Below are 25,575 nucleotides of genomic sequence, written 5' to 3'. Positions count from 1 at the left end.
CCTGACTAATAACTAGCGCTTGGTTGCAGTTGGCAAAATTCAGCAAATTTTGCTGCTACTTGGGTAATATCGTTGTAGGAATAACGATGATCTGCGGGAACAGTCAGCAGGCGGTTAGATAAATCGAATGCCTTCGGATCTTTACCCGACAATTGGTCTGGCGGTTGAGGCCAATGAACGGGAGCGAAAATGTTTTTACTTATCAAAAATCGGCGCAGTTCTTCCCTAATTTGATGATTCTTACAGATTAAGATGCTATTAAAGGGAACCGAACCGGAAGACCAATTTGTAAATAGAGGTTGGTAACTTTCCTGTTGATTTTTTAATAGCAGATCTAAAAAATCTTTGACGTTGGTTGCCCGCTGTTGCCTCATTTCGGAAATCTTTAAACTTAAGAGTACATTGTTTGTGAGGGCGGAAATAGACCGATCGCCATCATTGATTAGATGCTCCTCTCCTTCCATTTGCAGGATTCGATAGCTATCTTTGGAAATATCCGCACCCATTAAATACGTTCGCTTTAGCAGCATAGCCGTGAGTTTTTGGGCGGCTGCCGGTGATTCGGGTTTAGAAGGTCGAGGCAGTTCCATTTTTTGCCCCGACCAAATCATCGCTCCGTCTGGAATCGGCAGTGTTTTACGCAGCGATGCCATTGCATAATGAGCGGTAGTTTGCTGCGCCCAAAGCGAGAAAGGATCGTGGCTGTGGTCTTCAATTAAGATAATATCTTGATTTTGAGTCTGCCAATCTTGCCAAGGTTTTCCTTCTTTCACCCCAAACAAATTAACTGCCAATACTAAATCACCCGGTAAGGGGCGAAGGGAATTAAAATCTGGAACTCGTTCTGTGGGCAAATCGCGATACCAACACAGCTCGAAAACTTTACTGATTTTTGCTGCAACTTCCATGCAGTAATATGTCGGTAAATGCAGCCTTAATCGACCTTCGCGAGATCCTTTCAAAAAACGCTCAACAGCCAATAGAATGCCCGTAGCTGTGGAAAATAGTTCGTAGTTTTCGGGGAATAATTTTTCCGATGATGATGATGGTGTCAAGGCATCATCCGACCAATGAAATTCTGAACCGACTTCCCATCTTGCTATCATTGATTGTAATACCTCATTCATTACCTTTAAACTCTTCACCCGTAGCGTGGCCTTCTTGACTAATTTCTTTTTGCCCCAAGACTTTCCAGACTGTTAGGAAAAGTATTTTTAAATCTAATGACAGGCTCCAATTATCGACATACCAAACATCCAGCCTGAATTTCTCCGGCCAATTTCCATCTAGAAGTCGGCGACCATTTACCTGGGCCCAACCGGTGATTCCGGGCATAACATCGTGGCGGCGCGCTTGTTCGGGACTGTAGCGTTCTAGATATCGTACTAATAAGGGGCGAGGCCCAACAAAGCTCATGTCGCCTTTGAGGACGTTCAATAGTTGAGGGAGTTCGTCCAGACTTGTTTTGCGAAGAAATTGACCCAGGGGTATGAGACGCTGTTCGTCGGGCAGCAAATTGCCATCAGCGTCGCAATCGCTTGTCATAGTGCGAAACTTGTAGAAATTGAAAACCCGGCCGTTTTTACCGGGACGGGGTTGGCAGAAAAAGATGGGCCCACCCATGCGGATGTAAATGGCGATCGCAACTATTAATATTACCGGAGAGAAAAGCAAAAGGGCGATCGCTGCACATAATCTATCTAATACCCACTTAACCAATTGACTGACTTTTTTGGGATTTACTCGTTGATTAAGTTGCGATATTTGTGAGTTTGACTTGCTCGGTAGTAATTCGTAAATACTCATGATTCTGCACCCCAAAAGCAATTTACTGTACTTCACTGATTCTTGCAGTATCGGGGTTTATACGGTAACGAGTTCTGTCAACTTTACAGAAAATTTAAATAACTTCGGTTTTTTATGAAGCCTTTGTGAACCTGTGGTTGGGACGATCGCTTACTGTTACATAACTTAACGATGAAGTAGGTAAGATCGAGGGCCGTGCGAGCGTTGACCTGTGTCCAACCTGTAATATTATGTCCGGCTAATCGACCTTGACACGAGCGCGATCCGAGCTGCGGACTTTAGTATTTTGAGGACTAAAATCCTGACTACAAGCTTTTTTTAAGCGTTTATTGATTCAGTACGTCCTAACCATACAAAGACTGCACCCATTCCCATTCTTGCCTCAATCCTTCCCTCAAAGAAACCTGTGCCTGATATCCCAATATTTTCTGAGCTTTGGAAACGTCAGCGCTAGTATCCCGCGCATCTCCTTTGCTCGATTCTAGGTAATTGATGCGAATCGGGCGATCGACAATATTTTCCATTGTGTGAATAACTTCTGCTAAAGCAACTCGACTTCCCCCTCCTATATTGAAGATTTCGCCCACAGCTTCTGGAACTTTAGCAGCAGCTACATTAGCAGCAATGCAATCGCTGATAAACGTGAAGTCTCGGGTTTGCTGTCCGTCTCCGTAAATTGAAATCGCTTCGCCGCGCAAAATTGATTTAAAAAATATGTGGAATGCCATATCGGGACGCTGGCGAGGCCCGTAAACGGTGAAATAGCGCAACATGGTTGCCGGAACGCCGAAATTGCGATAATAAAGCGAACACAAACGTTCAGCGGCTAACTTAGTAATTCCGTAGGGAGACACTGGTTGAGGACAGGCAGTTTCGCTGGTAGGGAAAGTTTCAGCATTGCCGTACACCGAAGAAGAAGAAGCTAGCACAAATCTTTTCAGTTGCGGTGCATTTTTTGCTGCTTCTAAGAGTACCTGAGTTGCATTGATGTTGCGATCGGTGTAGCGGCGGAAACCTTCTCCCCAACTAGCGCGGACGCCTGCTTGCGCTGCTTGGTGATAAATGACTTCTGTATTAGCCAAGAGCGGACCCCAATCCAAAGATAAAATATTGTCTTCCAGCAGTTGAAAATTTGGATGTTTTGCAAAATGAGCTAGATTTTTTCTCTTCAATTCGGGCTCGTAATAATCGTTGACTTCATCAATGCCGATAACTTTCTCACCCTGTTTTAACAGAGTTTCTACTAAGTGAGAGCCGATAAAACCTGCCGCGCCTGTAACTATATTAGTCATTTGTTAATTATTGATTGTTGATTGTTGGTTGTTGATTTCAGCGTACAAAGCCTCGTATTGCTTCAGAATGTTCTGGAGTTCGTAAGCAAGTATGCTTTTACTACCGCGCTGTGCCATTTCGCGAGCTGCGACCGGGCGATCGAGCACCCAAGCCATAGCCTGAGCCAACCCGTCGATATCTCCCAACTTGACAAGAAGGCCGCAACCTCCTTCGAGCAAGTCCCGAGTGCCGCGAATATCTGTACCGATCGCCGGAACTTCCAGGCACAGCGACTCCATGACACAATTGGGAAGCCCCTCTTGCTCAGAAGCCAGGACTGTTGCTGCTGAGGCCCGCATCAAAACAGGAATGTCCCGACGAAACCCCAAAAAATGCACCTGATTTTCCACTCCTAGCTCAGATGCCAACTGCTGCATCTCCTTGATTTTTCCCTGGCCAGCAAAGGCTAAGTGTGCCTCTGGTCTTCCCAAACGAGCGAAAGCCTTTAAAACGTCGTGGGGGCGCTTGCGGGGAATCAGCTCAGCAACCGACAAAAACAGCGGCGTATCCGGCGATATTCCCAATTCTTGGCGCACTCTCCGTATTTCTGCTTCAGGAATCTCCAAGGGGTTGTAGCGATCGACATTTAACCCAGTTCCCGGTATATAACGGACTCGTTCAGCGGGAACCAGCCATCGTTTGGCCGCTTCCTCATCCTCTCGGTTCACCACCACTAGGCAATCAGTCCAAGGCCCGGCAAGCTTTTCTAGCCCCAAAAAAATTGCATTTTTCAGCGGTGAACCTCCTTTGTAGAAGTGAAAACCTTGGGCCGTATAGATCACCTTGAGTTTTCCCTGCTTTCTCCAATCATTGAGAACATAACGACTGACAAAGGCCGCCACGGGGGTGGAAACATTTACCAGGTTATAGGCTTGCTGTGATAGCACTTCTCGGATTTGTGGCGGCGCAACCAGCAGATTTTGCGTCGCGGTGGGGTTTCGGGACCAGTCGATTTCCCAGGTGCGATCGAATGCCTGCAAGCATTCTGGACAAGTCGAAACTCCTTTGGCCATCCCGTCTACCTCCCAACCGATCTCGCGCAAGTGGCGGGCAATGGGTGCGAAGAAAGCGCGGAGAGTTGGTGCGATCGTCGTTACTATCAATAGTTTGTTCATTGTTTTTCTCTCAACCAAACTTCTGTTTGCTCTCGAACGAAGCGGTAAAGTTGATTCCGCCGTTCCTGCAGCACTTCATCTCGATAGTCTTTGGCTTTCTCCAGGTTGCGGGCCGACATCCGACTCATGCGTTCTGGATTCGTCACCACTTCGCGAATTTTATGAGCCAAAGCAGTCGCATCACCGGGGGGTACAAGATCTTCGGCCGGCAGCAGTTCGGGAATGCCACCTACCGTAGAACCGATGCACGGGAGCGATCGGGCCATCGCTTCGATCATTGCTCTAGGTAAACCTTCCTGGCGGGAAGGCAGGATGAAAAGCTCTGCTTTGTCCAACTGGGCGCGTACAGCATCGCCAGCAGTTAATTGGCCGAGAAAACAAACCCGATCTGCTATACCGCGGGCTTGGGATCGCGCCTCCAATTCAGACCGATGTTTGCCATCTCCTACCAAAACCAACTTCAGGTTTAATCCCGACTGCACGCAGGAAGCTACAGCATCAATTAAGACATCGGGGGCTTTATAGAGTTGAGCCAGCGTACCGACACTAACCATGGTGAAAGATTGGTTGTCGCGATCGTAAAAACGGGGTGCAGCAGCAAAAGCCGAAGTTGGCAATTCAACACTGGAATAGTGGGTTGACAACGCCCCAGACCCAGAAGGGTATCGGCGTTGCAGGGCACCTTCTGTAACGTAGGCAGCAGCACAAGCCCCAGCACATTGATGCCTCAACTTGCGTGGAAACCACCAGCGGAAGAACGGGCGCAAGGGATGTTTAACTGCACCGGGCGCGAAGACATCATAGGGGTCGGCTACGACTTCTACGGCATACGGATGATTTATCTTGCTTAACATCGGTTGAATGCAAGAAGCTATCTGCGAACCAACCCGCAGAATTACCGCATCGTTTGCTGCCACTGCATTTCTGGCGGCACGCTGGACTTGCGAGACTTTCTGGAGGTACTGCCAAGGGCCGATGTAGTATGGTACGGCTGCGAAGGAAACCCCTTCGCCGTCTGCGCGTTTGCAGTCGCCAGAAACTGAAGCAACTTCTCGAACCCTTGCCACCACGCGCACGCGATCGAAAACTTCCAAGTAACGCATCCAGAAGGAATGTGGAAACGCTACTTGCGTCCAAACTTTTCCGTCGGGAGTGCGATCGAATCGATGTTCGAGAGCAACAACAACATTCATAAATTGACAACCCCTAAAATTTATTTATTCATAATAATAAATTAACTTTGATGAGTTTTTTTGCTGTCAATATTTTTTAATTAAGTAATGACATAATTTTTATAGCATAGCCTGTATTTTAAGGTAAGTTATTTATATAAAGTTTACAAATATTCATTTACTGAAGCAGGATCTAATGGAGCAACAATGGAAATAGAAATACCTAGATGACCGTATTATTAAACGGAATGTCGTTGATAGGTTTACCAATTGGGATAAACACTACAGATTATGTAAAAATTATAACAATTAGAGCGTTACCGATCGTGCCATTAAAGAAGCCAGCCCTGTCAAGGTGGTAAATTTTGCTAAGATATCGTAACATCAGTTATATTTATATTGATTGTTTAAAAGATTTAGGAAACTGTACCAATGGTCAAGATGTCTGTATTTAAGAAAAAGATAACACTAGGAAAGGTGATTGGTATTTTTCGTGGCTTGTTCCTTAAGTTGCTTTTGCGCTCCTGCGGTTTTCCCATCACTATAGAGCATGAAGTTCGATTTCTCAGTAGAAGAACTATAGAGATAGGAAATTGGGTAACTATTCGTTGGCATACTCAAATCAATGAAAATGTTAAGATTGGGGACAAAGTTTTTATTGGAAAATACTGTGACATTGGAAAAAACGTAGTCATAGAGGATACTGTGACTCTAGCAGATTATGTATGTCTGCTCGGTAATACTCATAATTATAATGACCCTGAAAACAGAGCAGGTGAAATTTATTCACCAGGTACGAAGGTTATTGGTCAAGGTGCTTGGATAGGCTACAGAGCAATTGTCCTACCACAAGTTCGATATGTAGGGCGGGGTTCAGTAATTGGAGCAGGTGCTGTTGTTACCAAAGATGTTCAGGATCACACTATCGTAGCTGGAAACCCCGCAAAAGTGATTGGATGCCTTTTACCTGTGTCACAAAAGTAATCCTTAAAACCGTACCTGTCCGTCGGGGGTGCGATCGCATCGATTTTCTCAAGCAAAAACAACATTCATGAATCAGCTTCTCAGACGATAAACGTGAACATCTAAGGGATTGAGGAAACCACTGAGTTGACCATTTTTGAAGCTCATACCAGAAGTATGACCTGAAAACATAGGTTGTACTTCTCTCACATTTCCTGGAAGTTTAATCGCCACTTGAGGAGTGCGATCGTATGAAGTATTGATGAAAACAGCTAGATTTTGGTTTTGATGCACCCAAATTCCAGCTAAGATGTTTTTCGCGCCCGTCTCAATAGTTTTGAAATCTCCTTCTAGTAAGAGCGAATTAATTGCTTGCATTTCTGGTACTAAAGATTTGATTCCCATCCATAAATCTGGATGTTCCAGTAAACTCCACTTTCGATCGTAATAAGTGTAGTAAATAATTCCTTTCGCACCCGCTAAAATGGCCTGATATGTCATATTACGTACCTCATCAAAAGTTGGTACCGCCGCGCCTTTCTCATACCACCGAAATGACTGCAAGTTTCCAATAATTAAACGATTGTTGGGAGCAGCATCGCGAGCAATAGAAATTATATTTTTAACCGAATTCAATGGTAAATTTAATCCCACAGGATAAGCTTGAACTCCTACTGCATCAGCACTATTAATAAAAGTAGAAATTTTTTTTTCTTTGCTACCGCTAATATAGGTTATGTGAGCGGGGTCGGCAGTTTTAAACTTACAATGTAAATCTAAAACCTGATTCAAAGTAAATCCATCTTTGTTACTATCGACATCATCAGCAATACTCCAACCAAAAATAGCTGATTTATTCTTGAATTTATTGACAACTTGAATAGGATCGACCGTTGGCACTAACTCAAATTCAGTCAGGACGTAAATACCCATTCGCTCAGCCTCATCGAGAAATTTTTCATATTCTTCAAACTTTTCAAATCTTTTAAAAGAAGGGTGAATTATATTAAATCCTGCCGCCGCAATTTCACGTAAGTGATTCATGCGAACGTCTGCAGTAGATGCCCAGGAAACGTGATAAAAACCAAAGGGAAAGAAGGGCTTGCCATTAACCATAGCAGTACCGTCTGCGCGCACCCCCACTATAGGAGTAGTAGTAGGAAGAACGGGGATACGATCTGCACAGGATAAGCTGACATAAGAACTATTGCACGAACTAAAATAAAAAATAACTGAAATCAATAAAGCCGATAATGTTCTAATTAATTTACTAGAAAACTTATTCGTTATTTTTCTATTATTACTACTCATTTGTTAAGTTCCTATGCGATTATCTTGCTACCTTTTTAAAGTCGGTCAGCGTGTCTTGCAAACTGCGATCGTTCATCGGGAGGAATAGTATTTTGTGTTCTACACGAACTCGCAGTTGAACTCAAGGCTAAAGCACCGAATAGGAAAATCCACCACAGACAAGTGAGCATTTGCAGTCTAAAAATGAAAAAATTCATAAATAGTGAAAATCCTGAAGCAACAATACCACAGCCCAAGATTGGAAATTCCAATTTTCTTGAATCCCGAAGCAGGAGACGAGCATAAACAGTCCACAAAAACAGAAAATATAGAAAACCAGCCATTCCTAGCTCGACAATTAGTAGCAAAAAAGTTGAGTGAGGGTGATATAAAATTGGTCCGAAGGAAGTTCGTATTATCTTAAAAGTTCTTCCTCCCTCTGCATCTGAACCATCCTCAATATCTAGAATATACCAATCCCAATAAGAGCCATACCCAGACCCCAAAATATTCAAGTCTGTAGTCCGATTACCAATAATTTTAAAAGATGTTAAGTATGTATCTGAACGGGATGAGTCTTCCAAGGACTGCAAGCGCTCGCCAGTATTTGATGTTGCAAATACTATTGCTGCTGCTATCATTACGAAAACAATTACTCCCAGAGCAGCAAGAAGAGCAATTTTCTTATTTTTATTAAATAAAATAGTCAAACAAAGAAATACACCAATAATGAGTATTGCGCCCCGTGACCCAAGACCGATTAGAGTCAGCATTAAAATAAAAATAATGGTAAGCTTAAATAAACGTTTGGTAGGAGTTTGAATCAGCTCTTGAATCGCAAATGCTAACGCCGGTATTAGCACAAAATATCCATCATCTGACCCAAACAACGGGCCTTGTACCCGCACTGTCGGATCGTTAATTAGCGCGCTTCTTACACCTGCAAACTGGAAGGATGATAAAGATGCAACTGTGTATAACAGCCCTACTCCAGTTAAACCAACTGTGAGTCGCCAGAGAAATAGCCGTACAGATTCAGCCGGTCTTTTTGCGATCGCATTATAGCCAAGCAAAAAGCTGGATGCTGTCAAAATCAGGGTAAACATCATTCCCTTAGCATCGCGCGGGTCGATGCGACTATCTTGAAGGGATAGCGTAGCATAAAATATCAGGCTAACTGTCAATATCGGCAAGTGATAATGCCAAGGTTCGAGGAAGGCGTTGATTAGATGTTCCCGTCTTTGTAAGGTGGTACTTGAAGTTTTTTTCCTCCTCGGACACAACAGGAATATGCAAGCGACTACTACAAGAAGTATGTCTTTGCCGTTAACAGGTATCGATTCAATTTCAAACCACGGAGTTTTGGTCGATGGTAGCACCGTCCAATAGAAAAAGCTCAACCAAAACAGCAGGTCTAACATAAAATAAAATTACGAAAAATGACTAATGCTAGCAGCTAGGAAAGTTAGCCTCATAGACTTTTGTTAGCTCTTTTACACTCATATCAATACTGAAAGAACTATTTTCTAAAATCCCTAGTGCATCCGATTGGGTAATAGCCGATGTATCGCCTCGTGCTGCCAAAACTGCCTCAGCCCAATCCGATGCCGATCGCGACAAGGACATTCGCCGCACCAGAGGCTTGACAATATCGACTTCCTCGGTAATGACATCCGAAAAAATACAGGGAAGCCCAGCCGCTTGTGCTTCTAGCAATACTAAGGGCAATCCTTCGTGAAAGGATGGCAAAAGGAATAAATCCATAGCACCTAGCATTAACTGGGGTACGTCAGGTCGGACACCTGCGAAAATAATACGGTCTGTCAAACCAAGCTGAATAACTTTCTGTTCGATTTCTGGGCGCAGCGAACCATCACCTATCAGTAATAGGCGCATTTTTGGTTCTCGTTTGGCAACTTCCGCCACAATTTCCAACAGAAACAGATGGTTCTTTTGTTCGATAAATCTCCCTACATGACCGATCGCAAAAGCATCCGCAGGTAAACCCAATTCAGTCCGAATAGCAACCGAATTGACAGGAGACTGGAACGGAGTTAGATCGATGCCATAGTAAAGAATTTGCCTGCGCGGATCGGTTGACCATGCTGAACCAAATAGAGACGCGGCTGCCTTGTAGCTAACTCCTAAACCAACTGTTGCGTAGCGATCGACCCACCATTCTGTTAAAGCGAGATACAAACGCCGATACCATCCTGCTTTTGCCTGAACTGAGGAGGTATCGTTATGGCTTTGGGCAATGCGGACAGCTATGCCGGCTTGTTTTGCCAACCAAAGAACGTAACCGCTGAAGTGGTGAACGTGACTGTGAACAATATCATAGGGCCCGTATTCGCGTAAAATTCGTTTAAAGTTGTTACCGTAAAGCCAAGGTTTTGAAGGATGGAGGCACGGGATAATTTTGCTGCCAAGAGCACGTACTTCGTCGTCGTAAGGACAGGGTTTCTCAGTGTGAACTACAAAGTCCATCTGGAAACGATCGCGATCGATATTTCGCAAAACGTGTATCAACCAAGTTTCTATGCCGCCCCGATTCATGCCGCCGACGACATGAAGAATACGGATTGGACGCTGCTTAGTCGATGTTTGATTTTGTTCCTTGATATCTGTCGAGTCTGTGCAGTGCATAGACGATAACTCCTAAACTAAAAACTGCTTGAACAATTGCAGTAACGATCAGCGCCAGCGCCGCCCCTTGAAGTCCCATAATTGGAATTAACCACAGACAAGCGATCGCAGAACACCCCGTTACCAAAACAAACAAAGGCATTTGCACTCGAAAGTATCTAGCTGCCGTCATCCCGTAACCCAAAAAGGCAGAAACGTACCAAATACCCGCAGCCACCATCAGCCATAGGAACAAATCTGCTCGATCGGCATATTCCGGTTTATAAAGTAAAGTTAAGATTGGTTTGCCGGCAACAACCGCGACAAAAACGCCTCCCGCACCTAACATCAAGCCAACCCCCACCAGCTTGAGCAAAAGTGTGCGAAAAGCAGTGCTATTTCCCGCTGCATAATATTTTGCTAGTCGCGGACTTGCAGACTCCGCTAGCGCACTCACTACCATCTGCCCAACCACCATCAGGTAAGACATGGCAGCGAAAATGCCCAGTTCGCGTTCGCCCAAATACCGCTCGATAAAGTATCGAGGAATGTTAGTATTCAGCGAAATCAACATCATCACAAAACCCAGAGGTAAAGCAAGCCAAACTAACTTGCCCAAAGTTTTTCGGTGCCAGCGCGGGTACAAGGGATTGTGGCTGTTTGCAGGTTGAGCATCGGCAACAAATAAACTTTCTCTCTCTCTTCCATGCGAGGAATTCTTTAAAATTAATCTACCATTGCGAAGATCCCAAGCGAATAGGACTAAACCCCAGGCAATTGCTAATCCGATCGCTCCTCCTACAACACTCCCAGTCAGAGAAACTCCGATGCCTAAAAGTAACAGCGATAAAGGGCCTTTAATCATCAGGGCGATCGCAATCCGATCCATCCGTTCGTGTTGTTGAATCAAGCCGTAAAACACATCGCTGATCGACTCAAAAGCCTTTGCCAGGGCGATCGCCAAAATCACCAGTGAAGTCTCCCACCGATATCCAGCTTTGAGCGTAATTCCCGCAATTATCAACAGTGCTAACCCAGTTCCAATTAACCTCAGACCCAGATAATCGCTAAAAACATAGTCTCCTTTCGCATCTGTCGCTTGGATACCTCGCAGTTGCAGATTAGTAAACATGATAACAGGGGCTGTCACCGCCAAACCCAAGGTAAATTGACCCACCATTTCAGGACTGCCCAATTTAGCTAGCACTACTAACATCCCCCATTGGGAAGCCGCATAAACGAGATTACCCGTGAAAGTCCAGGAAAAATTCCGGCGTAATGTTAGTGGTTTCAACTGTTGCATTAGTACCTAATTACCTGATTGCTAATTGGTGAATTCAAATCGTATATTTTTCCATTTCCAAGTTAGTCACAAATACCCCATTAACTTTTAGCAGCCATACCCCCTATCAAGTTCCCTACCGCCGCGCATTCTACAGGCTTCGAGAAAAAGTATCCCTGTCCGTAGAGGCATTTCAGAGCTTTGAGTTCAGCTATTTGCCATCTCGTTTCAACTCCTGTGGCAATCATGCCCATGCCTAACTCCTGAGTTATGGCAATAATTTTGTGAAGAATTTCTAAGTTCGGGTTGCTAGCATCAAGCCCGCTGACTAAAGAGCAATCCAGCTTCAAACTGTCGAATTTCCCATACTTCAGCCGCGTCAATTGGTAGAGGTGAGTTAATGATAAATCACTGAGACCGCAGTGGTCTATTTGTACTTGCAACCCTAAACTTTTAAGTTGGACAAAAACAGACCCAGCCAAATCTGGATTTTCCGTCACAACATATTCAGGAATTTCTAACCTCAAACTAGAAGGATCAAGATTTGTCTCCTTCAATATTTGGCATATTGTCTGGATTAAGTCGGCTTGGAAAAACTGTTTGCTAGTTAGATTCACGCTGACTGTTAAAGGAGACTGAAGACAAAATTGCGACTGCCAAATTCGCATCTGGCTGCAAGCTTGCCGCAGTACCCACTCGCCAATAGGAATAATCAAGCCCGTTTCTTCTGACAGTGTTAGGAATTCGTCTGGCCAAAGCAAGCCTCGATAGGGGTGCTGCCAGCGCAACAGTGCTTCAAAACTACTAATTTGGTTGGTTTCCAGGCAGACGATCGGCTGATAGTGAATCCGAAACTCCTCATTGGCAAGAGCCACCAGCAAATCATTCTCCAACTGAACTGATGCTGCACTGCTAATCTTTGCCGGAGCGGTTGTTTCTGTTGCTGTATTTGCGTGCAAATTCGCTGTTGAATATCCTGGTACGTACTCAGGCACTAACTGCTGTAACATTGAAACTATTAAATTGGTATCATTGCGATCGCCTGCTTGACAAAGAGCTTCTACTTCCAGATCGATATTTTCTTTCACTATGCGGCTGGCATTGCCCAAGCTAAGAATTTTTTCGTGTTTAGTGCGGTTGTATTGCTCGCCCGGAATAAACAGTTCTTCAAACAATTTTTCTCCAGGTCGCAGCCCTGTAAACGCGATTTCTATGTCTTGACCCACTTCATATCCTGAGAGTCGGATCAAGTCCTTGGCTAAATCGAAAATTCTGATCGGTTCCCCCATCTCTAGCATGAATACTTCCCCCCCGCCGCCGAGGACTGCTGCCTGCAAAACGAGTTGAACTGCTTCGGGAATTGTCATGAAATAGCGACAGATATCTGGATGGGTAATTGTGATCGGCCCGCCCTCAGCAATTTGTCGCTTGAAAGTGGGTACGACGCTACCGCGACTGCCAAGAACATTACCGAAACGAACCACTACAAAGGGGTTTTTGCTTTTTTTTGCTGCTTGCAGCACCAGCATTTCGGCAACTCTTTTGCTAGCTCCCATAATGCTAGTTGGATTCACCGCTTTGTCAGTGGAAATCATTACAAAGTGTTCTACATTGTATTTCAAGGCCAGATCCAGCAGATTTTTCGTCCCCCGCACATTGTTAGTAATCGCTTCCGGCGAGTTTAATTCCATCATGGGTACGTGTTTGTGAGCCGCTGCATGAAAAATGATGTCTGGCCTATTTTTTTCAAAAACGTACTCTAAGCGATCGATCAAACGAATGTCGGCGATAAAAGCTGTCAGGCGAGTAAGAGCTGTTTTGGTTTGGCTGGTCTTTTTGAGTTCTGACAGGACTTTTGTGAGCTCTTGTTGAATGTTGAATACAGAATTTTCTCCATGTCCGACGATGATGATTGCCGCAGGAGCGCACTTTAATATTTGCCGACAAAGTTCGCTGCCGATGGAGCCCCCGGCACCAGTAATTAGAACTTTCTTGCCTCCAATCAATCCCAAGACTTTCTGGGTATCGGTTTGAATGGGGGCGCGGCGGAGCAAGTCCTCAATCTGTACTTCTCTGAGGCTACCTAAACTGACGCGACCTTTGATGATTTCATTGAGGCCGGGGAGAGTGCTGGTTGGAATTCCAATTGACTGGCAAATTTCTACGATTTCCCTAATCTCTTTTCCCGGAGCTGAGGGGATGGCAATCATAACTTTGCCGATATTTAGCGATCGAACTACTTCCGGAATGTTGCAGCGATTCCCGACTACAGTCAGTCTGCCAATCTGCTTGGAGATTTTTTTGGGGTCGTCGTCAATGAAAGCGATTGGATCGAGTCCTACCTCCGGGCTCCTCTGCATCGTTTGCATCAGAGATGTGCCTGCACTGCCCGCACCGACTATCAGGACGCGATCGCGTTGCTGAACTTTCCACGGTTTTTGGTTCCATCTTTCGAGGGCTGGAATACTGAAACGAATGGCCGCAACTAACAAAAAGCTAATGATAGCGTCTAGTAGCGGCAGCGATCGTGGCAGATTTGCGATCGGCGAATTATTTAGCTGGTAGAGTTCTTGGAACAATATAATTTCTCCTGCTAGGGATATACCTATCAGCATCGTTATTTGTGCCATTTCTTCCAGACCCGCATACTGCCAGTAACGCTTGTAGAAGCCCCCCGCATAAAAGACTGCTAGTTTGACTGCTACAAATAATACTGTCACTAACGCTAGACTGTTTAGGTAGGGAGCCAGAGTTAATGTATCATCTAAACGAATTGCCAGGGCAAATAACGGTGCAATTGCTAAACAAATTGCATCGATTATTAAAAAATGACGGGTTCTTAATCCCACCAACACTTTGCTGATTCTTTTGACACTCATATTCATCCTACCCTATTACACAAAAACTTTACTAAACCTATATCTAGTACCTAATGCTGAGGTATTTTTTTATACCGCCCAGCCCGCTGAAATTAATCCGTCTTTCTTTTAATCCGGCATCACTCAAGTGATATCATTAAGGCGATTACCAAGAATACTTCGCCTCTCCTAATTGTGGTTTTTATTCTTTTTTTAGATTGAATTCTGAGATTTTAATGCTGAGTCAATCTTCTCCTAATACTGGTTCCCTTGCTCGTAAATTTATAATTCTTTACTTTTTTTTAACAAAAATATATAACTTATTTGTTATGGGGAACACACATATATTTGTTTAAACCATGACAGTGCTTGACTTAAGTGATACAATAGATATCCTCAATAATGAGTTGAAAAGCCTAGGGTGTTACTGTTTACCAAAAATCATTTTTCGGGAGTAACTGATGGAATCAACTGAAAGTGGTATCGGATTTCAGCAATACTGGCAGATTCTTAAGCGCAGGTGGCTGCCAGCTTTAGTTGTATTTGCCTCCGTTATTGCACTCGTCAGCTACAGTGCGATCGAGGAAAAGCCCATTTATGAAGCAGAAGGAAAGCTGTTATTTAAGAAAACAACTCCTGGTTCTGCTTTAACAGAATTGGGAAAAGAAATCGGACAGTTGACTCCTGCCGCAGAGCAAAGTAACCCTCTGACTACTGAGATCGAACTCGTTCGTTCTCTAGAAATTATTGAAAAAACTATCAATATACTTCAGTTAAAAGACGAAGAAAATAATCATCTCAAAACTAAAGATTTTTTGAAAAATCTGACTGTAGCTACTATTCGGGGAGCTGATATTCTCAGGATTTCATACAAACACAAAAATCCGCAAATAGCAGCAGATGTCGTAAAAACTCTAATGAACTATTATATAGATAACAATCAAAAAGTCAATCGCTTAGAAGCTGTGTCTGTTCGACAGTTTATTGAAAAAAAACTGCCTAATTCAGAGAAAGTTATGCGAAAAGCCGCGGGAGAATTGAGCAAATTTAAAGAAAATAATAAAGTTGTAAATCTTGAAGAAGAAGCTAAATCAGCAGTGGCAGTTATGGCGGAACTAGAAAGTCAAATCGACCAAGCTAAGTCTGATTTGCTCAAGGCAATTGCTAAGTCCAAAGCATTTGAAGACGAATTACAAATGAATCCCCAGCAAGCATTGACCGCCAGCACTCTCAGCCAATCTAGCACGGTGCAGGAAGCTCTCAAAGAGTACAAACAGATCGAGCGGCAGTTAGCAATTGAGCAAAACCGCTACCTGGAAACTTCGCCTGTAATAACTAGGTTAGAAACTAAGAAAGCTACTATAAAAGCTTTACTAGACCAACAAATACAACAAGTTTTAGGCGAAAAAAAGCTGTTGCCAACTCAAACTTTACAGATAGGAGAGGTGAAACCAAAACTGATCGAAGAATTTGTTAAGGTAGATGTAGAACGCCAGGGTTTGGCTGAGCGAGTTACTATTTTATCAAATGCTCTAGCTGGCTACAGGCAGCGAGTTAAAGTTTTGCCGAAGCTAGAGAAAGAAAAGCGCGAACTTGAAAGGAAACTTCAAGAAGCCGAAGCTGATTATGAAGAATTGCAGAAAAAACTTCAGCAAATTCGGATTACTGAAAATCAGCAAGTGGGGAATGCTAGGATTATCCAAAAGGCGAGTGTTCCTGAAGAACCAGTAGGTTCTCGCAAGCTTTTATTGCTGGTATCTGGCGGTTTGTTGGGAACTCTGCTAGCTATAGCTGCGGCGATACTTTTAGAATCTCAAGATAAGTCTGTGAAAACTATTGAAGAGGCGAGGGAATTGTTTGGGTTTACTTTGTTGGGGGTAATTCCTTTGCATAGAAAGCCGGACAAAAATCCTCGGCGCAATTCCCGGCAGATTAAGTCTGCTACGCAGGATTTAGAGCTATCTCCCGGACAGATTGTGGTTAGAGATACTCCTCATACTTCGAGCAGTGCTGCTTATCGAATGCTTCAGGCAAATCTGAGATTCCTGAGTTCTGATAAAGAGCTGAAAGTTATTGTTGTCAGTAGTTCGCTACCGCAAGAAGGCAAGTCTACGGTATCTGCTAATTTGGCTGTAGCTATAGCTCAATTAGGAAGGAAGGTTTTGTTGGTAGATGCGGATATGCACTGTCCTGTTCAACATCGGATTTGGGAACTTCCCAATCAAGTAGGTTTGAGCAACGTGATAGTCGGACAAGCTGGATTTGGGGATGCGATCGCACAAGTTATGGATAATTTAGATGTACTGAGTTGCGGTGTGATTCCGCCTAATCCAATGGCTCTGTTGGACTCGCAGCGGCTCACTTTATTAATTAAGCAATTTTCGGCTAGTTATGATGCCGTGATCGTTGATACTCCTGCTTTGAATGTTGCTGCTGATGCTCTGATTATCGGGAATAAAGCCGATGGGATTTTATTAGTAGTGCGACCTGGAGTTCTTCACTCTGGTACTGTGGCTTTTGCGAAGGAGCTATTGAAGAAATCAAATCAGCACGTTCTGGGCTTAGTGGTGAATGGAGTAAGTCCTAAAAACGAACCGCACAGTCATTACTATTTTACCAACGAATCTTACACTCAAGAGCAGAGTCCTGGTATTAAAAAAACGAATAACCAGTAACCAATAACAACAGTTAACTGTTAACTGAGAATTGACTAAATTGGCAGCCGCACTCCGAAAGTCGAGCCGAGTCCTTCCCCAGGACTTTCGGCCCAGACACTGCCGCCGTGGAGTTCCACGAGATGGCGGACGATCGCCAATCCCAGTCCCAAACCGCCGTAATTGCGCGTAGAAGTGCTGTCAGCTTGGCGGAAGCGATCGAACACAAAGGGCAAAAACTCCTTGCTGATGCCAATTCCGGTATCTCTGACAATGATCGAAACAGAGTGAATCGGAGACGGCCCAGATAACATGGCGCCACCCGCTGCTCCCGGTTCCCCATCCTCCGATAGGGTGATTTCCACGCGACCCGACGGCGGCGTAAACTTAATAGCATTCGAGAGCAAATTCCACACCACCTGCTGCAAACGAGTAGCATCCCCCCTCACCAAGCTCACCCCTTCATCACAAAAACTCACCACTTCAATTCCCCTAGCTTCAGCATCAGGGCTGAGCGCCTTCACGGCCGTTTCTACAATCCGTGCCAAATCCACCGGGCACAGCTTCAAACAGACTTTGCCACTCACAATCCGGGAAACGTCCAGCAAATCCTCAATCATCTGAGTCTGCAACCGCGCGTTTCGCTCAATAGTCTCCAAACCCACAGCCGTTTTTTCCGGACTCAATTTGCGCTGCCGCAGCATCTGGGCCCAGCCCAAAATCGCGTTCAGAGGCGTCCGCAACTCGTGAGAAAGCGTTCCCAAAAACTGGTCTTTAATCCGGTTGGCCTCGTCTGCTTCCCGGTAAAGCCGCGCATTGTCGATAGCCACCGCCGCATCCCGCGCCAAATCCTCAAGTAAAGCCAAGTCGTCCTGCCCGCAGCGGCGGCCCGACTCCCCGCACAGCAGCGAAATCGCTCCCAGCGTCCGCCCACGAGCGATCAGCGGCACGCAGATTGCCGACAGAACCTGGGATTGCGATCGCAGCACCAACTGCAGTTCCCTGTCTGGCACAACCGCCTCGATCACCCATTCCGGTATTTCTGGGTAGAGCTTCGACTCACCAGTCCGTAGCACCTTTGCTACTCCGTGCCGTCCATGGGGGTCTAGCGGCATACGCCGATCGATTTGCCACAGCAGAGCGACTTTGCTGGGATCAGAGTGAGCAACTGCTTGCAAGCGGATCGAGCCGTCGGTATCGAGCAAATGCACACAGCACCAATCCCCCAGCGCCGGTACTGTTAAATCTGCCAAACCTTGCAGCGCCTTCTCGTAATCTAGGGAAGCCGACGACAGCAAAGCCAAGGCTTGAGCGCTAAAATAGGCTGTTTGGGCCGATCGCTGGCGATCGTCAATATCGGTACAAGTCCCGAACCATTTGAGAATTTTCCCGTCAGCGTCCCGCACGGGTAATGCCCTGCCCAGATGCCAGCGGTAAGCTCCGTCAGATGCCCGTTTAAAGCGGTATTCCACCTCGTAAGTCTTCCCTGTCTCCACCGAGATCTTCCAGCTTTCTACGGAATTTTCCACGTCATCTGGATGCAGGGCTAGCTGCCACCCCCAGCCTTGAGTTTCCTCCAGCGTCAAGCCAGTATATTCAAACCAGCGCTGGTTGTAGTAGTCGAGCCAGCCGTCGGGTCTGGCAGTCCAAACTATTTGCGGGATAGCTTCAGCGAGGACGCGGTACAACTGTTCGCTGGCTTCGGCTTGGCGACGGGCGGCCTGTTCCCGGGCCAATGCCCAATTCCTCTGTTCTTCGGCCTCTTTGCGAGCGGTGATGTCGCTAATCACGCCGATCCACCTGCAGGGATTGCCTTGTTTGTCAAGCACTGCTTTGCCCCGATCGATCCAGTGGAGCAAGCGGCCCCGCTGGCACTGAACGCGGTATTCCTGAAAAAATGGGGCGGCAGAACTGTCTGGCGCACTCAAATACCGATCGACCGCTGCCAAAACTCGATCGCGGTCGATCGGGTGAACAATACTGTTCCAAGCTGCTCTTGTCCTCGGAAATCCGCCTTTTGCGTACTCCAAATGTTCGTCTACGTGACCGAACCACAGCACGATCCCGGTTTCGATATCCCATTCATAAATTAAATCACTGGCACTTTCTGCCGCAATCCGAAACCGCTCTTCAGACTGTCGCAGCACTTCTAGAAATTTAAAGCGTTCCGTCACGTCCAAAACCAGAGACAGCACCGATATCAACTGTCCAGAATCGCTGTAAAAAGCCGAATTGTACCACTCGCAGTGTACCAACGAACCCCACTTATTATAATTCGTGTTGCGAACTACATTGCAGCGATTTTCTGGTTTTTTTAAACTATAAATTGCCGATTCTACCTCTTCAAAATCCCCCCGACCGATAAATTTCCATTCGCTAAAATGCTTGCCTAAAACTTCTATTTTGTCCCAACCAAAAATCTTTTTTGCCGCAGGCGACCACCCACTGATCCGAAAGTTTTCATCCCACTCAATCACCGCTAGGGGGGTATTTTCAAAATGAGAAGTTAGTTTTTGCAGCGCCTCGCGCAGGGATGCTTCTACTTGCTTGCGCTTAGTAATATCCCCAAAAGAAATAGCAATGCCATCGCCCAATTTAACGGTCATAATCCGAAACCAGCCGACAATGCCTTCGCTGTTGTAATAAATCTCGGTGTCGAGGGGAATTCCTGTTTCTATAACTTCGACGTAACGGTCGAACAAATTATTATCTTTATGACCGGGCAGCACTTGCAGCAATCGCTTGCCGATTAATTCTTCAGGGGTACTCTGCTGAATTTTTGCCGCTGCGGGATTGACGTATTCCCATTCAAAATCCACAATTGTGGATTCGTCGCGAATGCTGCGGAACACGTTAAATCCGTCTAGAGATAATTCCTGAAAAACGCGGAAGCGTTCTTCGCTTTCTTGCAACTTGTCTACAGCGTCAAGCAGGAGTTCCTCGACTCGCTCCCGCTGTGTTATTTCTGCAAGCAATTGCTGGTTAATTTGCTGGAGTTCGCTTGTGGGGGATGGGAAGGAATTTTTAATAGCAGAGTCGGCTTGCGGTCGATCGACCTTTTGGGTTCGCAGCGCGGTATTTCCTGCAAAAGAGGCAGCTCCAGCCATAGCCAAGAATTGAGAAATCCAGGGTATCAGGGACGCTAAAGCCCACAAAGAGATGATAGCGGTTAAGCCGGCGATCGAACTTGACAGCCATTCGCTGGGATGCACCAGCATCCAAACTTGCATCAAGTGAGTTGTCCCGCCCCAGAAAAACCAGGCTCCCAATAGGAGAAATCCCTTACTCAAAGGCACGTCCGGCTGCTTCCGGGCATAGTATGTCAGAATTGCTGGAATTGAATAATAAGCCAAGGCAATTAACACATCGCTGACCGCGTGCAGTCCCATCAACTGGGCTTGCCACTGGCAACATCCGCCTTGCAGAATAAAATTGTGGTTAAATGACATAATCTTAATAAAATGGCAGCATTTCGGCTTTCCTGTGCGATCGATCCTAGTTGCACTTGTGTTGCTGACCCGCTAATTTCTAGTTTATACACAAAAAAACATAAAACAAGAGTGACTTTAGTTCGGGGAGGAAAGTTCATAGCAGGATTTAACCGGCCTGCAATATTCGTACATTTATTGAGAGGTTTAGGGAGAGTGAGGTACTATAATTCCCCAGGATGTACGAAATTCAATGCTATCTTTTGAATTCACAACTGACGTAAAAACAGATCGATTGAACTCACTTGATAAAGGGATTACTAGAGTGCCGTTCATTGAAACGGTTTAGCTAGAAGCTGGCAATATTCGATAAACTCATCTTTATTGAATCTATTTTTTGATAAGTTTGCCGATTCAGAAATCCTTTCAACATAAGAGAACCGACTTCTACTTGGAGGCTTAGAAATCCTGCCGGAGCAGATTGATGCTTGGAGCTTAGCATCCCCGCCTCTCGCCCCGGAATCAAAACTAATCTGTACCTGTATCAAAGTCTACTAAATTCTGCTACTAAATCGGTTAATGTCACAGATTATCTTCCAGTAAAATTTCTGAAACCATCTCGAATTAAACCTCCATGCGCTTAGAGCAGCTTCAAGCATTTCTTTCAGTTGCTGAAACTGGTAGCTTTCAGCAAGCGGCCCGGAAGTGCGGCGTTACCCAATCGACTATTAGCCGCCAAGTGCAGGGATTAGAAGCGGAAGTGGGTTTGTCGCTGTTTCACCGCACAGCCCACGCGAAACTGACTGTGGGAGGGGAATGCCTGTTACCTCACGCTCGCAAAATATGTCAGACTTGGCAAAATGCTGCTGAAGAATTGGGAGACTTACGGGCGGGAAAGCAGCCGGAACTGTGCGTGGCTGCGATTCACTCGGTTTGCGCTGCTTATTTGCCGCCTGTGCTGCAAAAGTTTTGCCGCGACTATCCAGACGTGCAGTTGCGGGTGACTTCCCTCGGGAGCGATCGAGCTCTGAAAGTCCTCAAAGACGGTTTGGTGGACATCGCGGTGGTAATGAACAACCGCCATTTTACTCAAGCCCCGGAAATGTTGGTTGAGGTGCTCTACAATGAGCCGATCGAGGTATTGATGGCCGCTAGTCATCCCCTGGCCGAGTACGATCGAGTACCTTGGCCGGAATTGATTTGTTACCCGCAAGTGGTGTTTAAGGACGGGTACGGAATGCAGCGGATGGTGCAAGAACAATTTGGACGCATAGGTGCTAAACTTCATGCTGTTTTGGAACTCAACACTCTTGATGCTTTTCGGGGTGTGGTGCGACAGGGAGAATTGATTGCTTTGCTGCCGCATTCAGCTTTGGTGGACGCGAAGGGCGATCGCACTTTAGCAGTGCGGTCGATCGCCCAAGAGCGCTCAAATTCCAAGGTTTCGGCGATCGGTCAATTGGCCGCAGATCCCACTTGGACTCGCGAAGTGGTATTAGTGACAACTCACGATCGAATGCAAATTCCGCCGATCGCCCATTTTTGGAATCTGGTACGCGAATTTGTGCCGCCACTTGATGTAATCAAGCTAGAAAAATCAGGCAGTTAATTAGATAATTTTGAATTGAATTTTGGGAATTTTAAATTTAAAACGATTCAAATATTACCAATTACTAACTACCAATTACTAACTTCAAAAGTTATGAGTGACGCATTTAGAGAATTGCTGCGAAAAATTGGCAGCGGAGTACACACAGGAGAAAACTTAACTCGTTCCGAAGCAGCAGCAGCCACGCGGATGATGCTGCTGGGGGAAGCAACACCGGCTCAAATCGGAGCTTTTATGATTGCCCACCGCATTAAACGGCCCACTGGGGAAGAATTAGCCGGAATGCTCGATGCTTATGAAGAATTGGGCCCTATGCTTGCCCCCCCAAACCGAGAAAAAGGTTTTTCCGTCTCTACCGTCGCCGTATTTGGCGTTGCTTACGACGGGCGATCGCGAACGGCTCCAATTAGCCCTTTAACAGCCCTAATTTTAGCCGCCTCTGGCGTCCCAAGCCTCATGCACGGGGGCGATACCATGCCAACCAAGGAAGGCATTCCCCTGATTGAAATTTGGCGCGGTTTGGGAGTAGACTGGAGAAAACTGACTTTAGAAAAAGTCCAGCAAGTTTTTGACAGTACGGGTTTAGGTTTTGTTTACCTTCCCAAGCATTTTCCTCAAGCAGCAGCTTTAGTACCCTACCGCCGCGAAATTGGCAAACGACCACCTTTTTCCACAATGGAGTTGATGTGGTGTCCCTGTGCCGGCGACGTTAATGTCATATCCGGCTACGTCCACCCGCCCACAGAAGGTATGTTTCAAAAAGCCTTTGAGTTGCGGGGAATCAAAAATTATACCACTGTCAAGGGATTGGAGGGAAGCTGCGATTTGCCGCGCGATCGTACTGCGATTATCGGCATTGCTAAGCCGGACGCTGACTTCGAGCGAGTGCTTTTGGCCCACGGAGATTACGGTTTTAGCAGCACAAATCCTGCCTTTGAATCAGCCTCTGAGTTATTCAAACAAATGCAGGAAGTGTTGCTGGGAAAACCCTCGGAATTGATGCAGTCCGCTATCTGGAACGGCGGATTTTATCTGTGGCTCAGCGGAATTTGTTTGGATATGAACTCGGGTTTGATTGAGGCAGAAACTTTATTGAGTAGTGGTCAAGTCGTGCAAAAACTTGAGGAAGTTAGCCAAGCCGTTAGCGTTTTGAGTTGAGAATGACAGTTGAAAGTTGACAGTTAACCGTTAACTACTGACTGCTGACTACTAGACATCTCCAATAATTATTGTTGAACAGGCATCTTGCCTGTTCAAAACAGGCAATTCTTACGATGACTACTGACTAATGACTAACCATCAAATTGCTGTAATTGTGCTTGCCGGCGGCCAAAGTTCGCGGATGGGTAGGGATAAAGCTCTGCTGGAAATTCAGGGCAAATCCCTATTGCAGCGGGCGTTGGAAGTGGCGGCAGTTGTAACGCCAGCAGTTTATGTTCTGACTGCTTGGCCCGATCGCTATCGATCGACCTTAACCGAAACATCACAATTTCTTGTAGAGTACAATCCAGGCTCCGGGCCATTGGTTGCATTGACTCAGGGATTGACAGAAATTGCCGCCGAGTGGATTTTACTGTTAGCTTGTGATTTGCCTTTGTTGGATACCCAGATTATTCAGAAGTGGGCAAGTCAGTTAACAGAATTTCCCCCATCAACTTTAGCAGTTGTGCCTTATCACAATTCGCGCTGGGAGCCTTTGTGTGGCTTCTACCGCCAACAATCTCTGCCCAGTTTGCAAAGTTTTATTGACAAAGGGGGACGTTCCTTTCAAGTGTGGTTAAATCAAACCTCCGCCATCCCTCTACCTGTAGGGGAACGAGAAGCAGTAATGTTATCCAATTGCAATACATTAGAAGAGTTTGAGCAATTAAAAGGTAAAATGGTTGACAGTTGACGGTTAACTGACTAATGACTAATGACTACTGACTAAGGATTAATTACTAATGATTAACGAATATTGGTTGCTCGATCGCAATATAACCTTCCTCAATCACGGCTCTTTTGGGGCTTGTCCGATTCCCGTACTCGAAGCGCAAACCATTTTTCGAGAACAACTGGAAAGAGAACCATTGCGCTTTTTACTGCGGGAATTTGAACCATTGTTGGATAATGCAAGAAATCAGTTAGCAGCATTTATTGGTGCGAGTGAGGATGACTTGGCGTTTGTCCCGAATGCGACGACGGGAGTCAATGCAGTTTTGCGATCGCTCTGTTTTTCTTCGGGCGACGAATTGCTAACTACAAATCAAGAATACAACGCTTGTCGCAACACACTTAATTTTGTAGCCGAGCGTACAGGCGCTAAAGTAATAGTAGCAGAAGTCCCCTTTCCAATTGAGTCACCCGACCAAATTATTGAAGCAATAATTAAGTGCGTTTCACCGAAAACAAAGTTAGCCTTATTAGACCACGTTGTCAGCCAAACAGGTTTAATATTTCCCATCAAACAATTAGTCGGCGAGTTAGCTAACCGTGGCGTCGATGTATTAGTAGACGGAGCTCACGCGCCGGGAATGGTAGCCTTGAATTTAGAGGAAATTGGCGCGGCTTACTATACCGGAAATTGCCACAAATGGCTGTGTACGCCGAAAGGTGCGGGCTTTTTATACGTGCGGCGCGACAAGCAAAATGCCATTCGGCCAACTACGATCAGTCACGGTGCTAATTCGCCCCGCGCTGATAAATCGCGCTTTCAATTAGAATTTGATTGGATGGGAACTGTCGATCCCAGTCCCTATTTGTGCGTGCCTGTAGCTATTGATTTTATGGGTTCTTTGTTGAGCGGCGGCTGGCCGGAATTGAGGGCAAAAAATCATGCTTTAGCCTTGGCGGGGAGAAAAATATTGGCAGACAAATTAGATTTGCCACTGCCTTGTCCTGATGAAATGGTGGGTTCTATGGCGGTTGTGCAACTGGTAGACTCTCAGTCTGATGTGGTTGCAAAGGGAGGAATCCCACCTTTGCAAGAGGCACTGTGGGAGATTTTCAAGATAGAAGTTCCGGTGATTCCTTGGCCGGATGCTAGCAAGCAGTTGGTGAGGATTTCGGCTCAGTTGTACAATACTTTGCCACAGTATCAATATTTAGCTAAGGCGCTGGTTGAGCTGACGAAAATTTGAGCTGAAGCTTCCCGAAAATAAACATAACACCCAGCTACGAACAGTTATAGGTTTCTAGTTAGGATGAAGTTTTCATAGTTTTAGTGAATACAGAGTATTCGTCCTTACTACCAACATAATAATTGTTATCAAACAAGGCACAATTAGAAGTATAAATTCGGCAAATAATAATCTTTAACACTTTTTTAATTTGTTACCATTTACCTCAGATAAAAAACTGCTCTTAATCCCGATAGCCATAGATTTCTCCAATCTGCCCAAGCCCAATAAAGTTTGTAAATAGCCCGCGAAATTTTTTAAGTTAAAACAGGGTTTTCAAATC

At 45.4% G+C, this 25,575-nt stretch carries 17 protein-coding genes; 6 read left to right on the top strand and 11 right to left on the bottom strand.

Annotated elements, in window-relative coordinates:
* Positions 1 to 5: 5 nt before the first annotated feature.
* From QUA53_RS08755 to QUA53_RS08735, 5 genes are all read right to left on the bottom strand, one after another.
* Entirely contained in the window at positions 6 to 1,106 is a 1,101-nt protein-coding gene (locus QUA53_RS08755) for a DegT/DnrJ/EryC1/StrS aminotransferase family protein (RefSeq protein WP_333096333.1), read from the bottom strand.
* Between the two features lie 13 nt (positions 1,107 to 1,119).
* Positions 1,120 to 1,806 carry a sugar transferase gene (locus QUA53_RS08750; protein WP_333096334.1) on the bottom strand — a complete coding sequence of 229 codons (687 nt, stop codon included), beginning with the start codon at positions 1,804 to 1,806 and terminating at the stop codon, positions 1,120 to 1,122.
* A 344-nt stretch (positions 1,807 to 2,150) separates the two neighbouring features.
* A complete protein-coding gene (locus QUA53_RS08745) occupies positions 2,151 to 3,098 on the bottom strand; it encodes an NAD-dependent epimerase/dehydratase family protein (RefSeq protein WP_333096335.1) in 948 nt (315 codons plus the stop codon).
* Positions 3,099 to 3,101: 3 nt separating this feature from the next.
* The gene (locus tag QUA53_RS08740) at positions 3,102 to 4,253 is read right to left on the bottom strand and encodes a glycosyltransferase (protein ID WP_333096337.1); all 1,152 of its coding nucleotides are present in this window, start codon (positions 4,251 to 4,253) and stop codon (positions 3,102 to 3,104) included.
* Positions 4,250 to 5,446 (bottom strand): glycosyltransferase family 4 protein, encoded by a 1,197-nt coding sequence (locus tag QUA53_RS08735; protein WP_333096339.1) that lies wholly within the window; start codon positions 5,444 to 5,446, stop codon positions 4,250 to 4,252. The genes QUA53_RS08740 and QUA53_RS08735 overlap by 4 nt, the downstream gene beginning before the upstream one ends.
* A gap of 420 nt (positions 5,447 to 5,866) precedes the next feature.
* Here QUA53_RS08735 and QUA53_RS08730 point away from each other — a divergent pair, with 420 nt between their 5' ends.
* Entirely contained in the window at positions 5,867 to 6,409 is a 543-nt protein-coding gene (locus QUA53_RS08730; protein WP_333248796.1) for an acyltransferase, read from the top strand.
* Positions 6,410 to 6,481: 72 nt separating this feature from the next.
* On the opposite strand, the gene QUA53_RS08725 is transcribed toward QUA53_RS08730, so the two are convergent.
* From QUA53_RS08725 to QUA53_RS08705, 5 genes are all read right to left on the bottom strand, one after another.
* The gene (locus QUA53_RS08725; protein WP_333096343.1) at positions 6,482 to 7,699 is read right to left on the bottom strand and encodes a hypothetical protein; all 1,218 of its coding nucleotides are present in this window, start codon (positions 7,697 to 7,699) and stop codon (positions 6,482 to 6,484) included.
* A 35-nt stretch (positions 7,700 to 7,734) separates the two neighbouring features.
* Entirely contained in the window at positions 7,735 to 9,099 is a 1,365-nt protein-coding gene (locus QUA53_RS08720; RefSeq protein ID WP_333096344.1) for an O-antigen ligase family protein, read from the bottom strand.
* Between the two features lie 28 nt (positions 9,100 to 9,127).
* Entirely contained in the window at positions 9,128 to 10,324 is a 1,197-nt protein-coding gene (locus QUA53_RS08715) for a glycosyltransferase family 1 protein (RefSeq protein ID WP_333096346.1), read from the bottom strand.
* A complete protein-coding gene (locus tag QUA53_RS08710) occupies positions 10,272 to 11,606 on the bottom strand; it encodes an oligosaccharide flippase family protein (protein WP_333096347.1) in 1,335 nt (444 codons plus the stop codon). Before QUA53_RS08710 ends, QUA53_RS08715 begins: the two co-directional genes overlap by 53 nt.
* Positions 11,607 to 11,686: 80 nt before the next feature.
* A complete protein-coding gene (locus QUA53_RS08705) occupies positions 11,687 to 14,464 on the bottom strand; it encodes a polysaccharide biosynthesis protein (protein WP_333096348.1) in 2,778 nt (925 codons plus the stop codon).
* Between the two features lie 440 nt (positions 14,465 to 14,904).
* Here QUA53_RS08705 and QUA53_RS08700 point away from each other — a divergent pair, with 440 nt between their 5' ends.
* Complete coding sequence (locus QUA53_RS08700; protein WP_333096350.1) at positions 14,905 to 17,118, top strand: polysaccharide biosynthesis tyrosine autokinase; 2,214 nt, start codon at positions 14,905 to 14,907, stop codon at positions 17,116 to 17,118.
* A 35-nt stretch (positions 17,119 to 17,153) separates the two neighbouring features.
* Here QUA53_RS08700 and QUA53_RS08695 read toward each other — a convergent pair whose 3' ends face one another.
* Positions 17,154 to 20,546, bottom strand: a complete 3,393-nt coding sequence (locus tag QUA53_RS08695; RefSeq protein ID WP_333096352.1) for a PAS domain S-box protein — start codon at positions 20,544 to 20,546, stop codon at positions 17,154 to 17,156.
* Positions 20,547 to 21,159: 613 nt separating this feature from the next.
* Here QUA53_RS08695 and QUA53_RS08690 point away from each other — a divergent pair.
* The 4 genes from QUA53_RS08690 (at position 21,160) to QUA53_RS08675 (ending at position 25,253) form a co-directional block, all read left to right on the top strand.
* On the top strand, positions 21,160 to 22,134 hold the full coding sequence (locus QUA53_RS08690) for a LysR family transcriptional regulator (RefSeq protein WP_333096354.1): 975 nt from the start codon (positions 21,160 to 21,162) through the stop codon (positions 22,132 to 22,134).
* Positions 22,135 to 22,227: 93 nt separating this feature from the next.
* A complete protein-coding gene (locus QUA53_RS08685) occupies positions 22,228 to 23,292 on the top strand; it encodes an anthranilate phosphoribosyltransferase family protein (protein ID WP_333096355.1) in 1,065 nt (354 codons plus the stop codon).
* 130 nt (positions 23,293 to 23,422) lie between these two features.
* Complete coding sequence (locus QUA53_RS08680) at positions 23,423 to 24,028, top strand: molybdenum cofactor guanylyltransferase (protein ID WP_333096357.1); 606 nt, start codon at positions 23,423 to 23,425, stop codon at positions 24,026 to 24,028.
* 49 nt (positions 24,029 to 24,077) lie between these two features.
* The gene (locus QUA53_RS08675) at positions 24,078 to 25,253 is read left to right on the top strand and encodes an aminotransferase class V-fold PLP-dependent enzyme (RefSeq protein ID WP_333096359.1); all 1,176 of its coding nucleotides are present in this window, start codon (positions 24,078 to 24,080) and stop codon (positions 25,251 to 25,253) included.
* The last annotated feature ends 322 nt before the right edge of the window (positions 25,254 to 25,575 follow it).

Source organism: Microcoleus sp. Pol12B3 (assembly GCF_036701355.1).
Lineage (GTDB): Bacteria > Cyanobacteriota > Cyanobacteriia > Cyanobacteriales > Microcoleaceae > Microcoleus.
The sequence above is the reverse complement of the archived record's forward strand: the minus strand, read 5'-3'. Positions and strand labels throughout refer to the sequence as shown.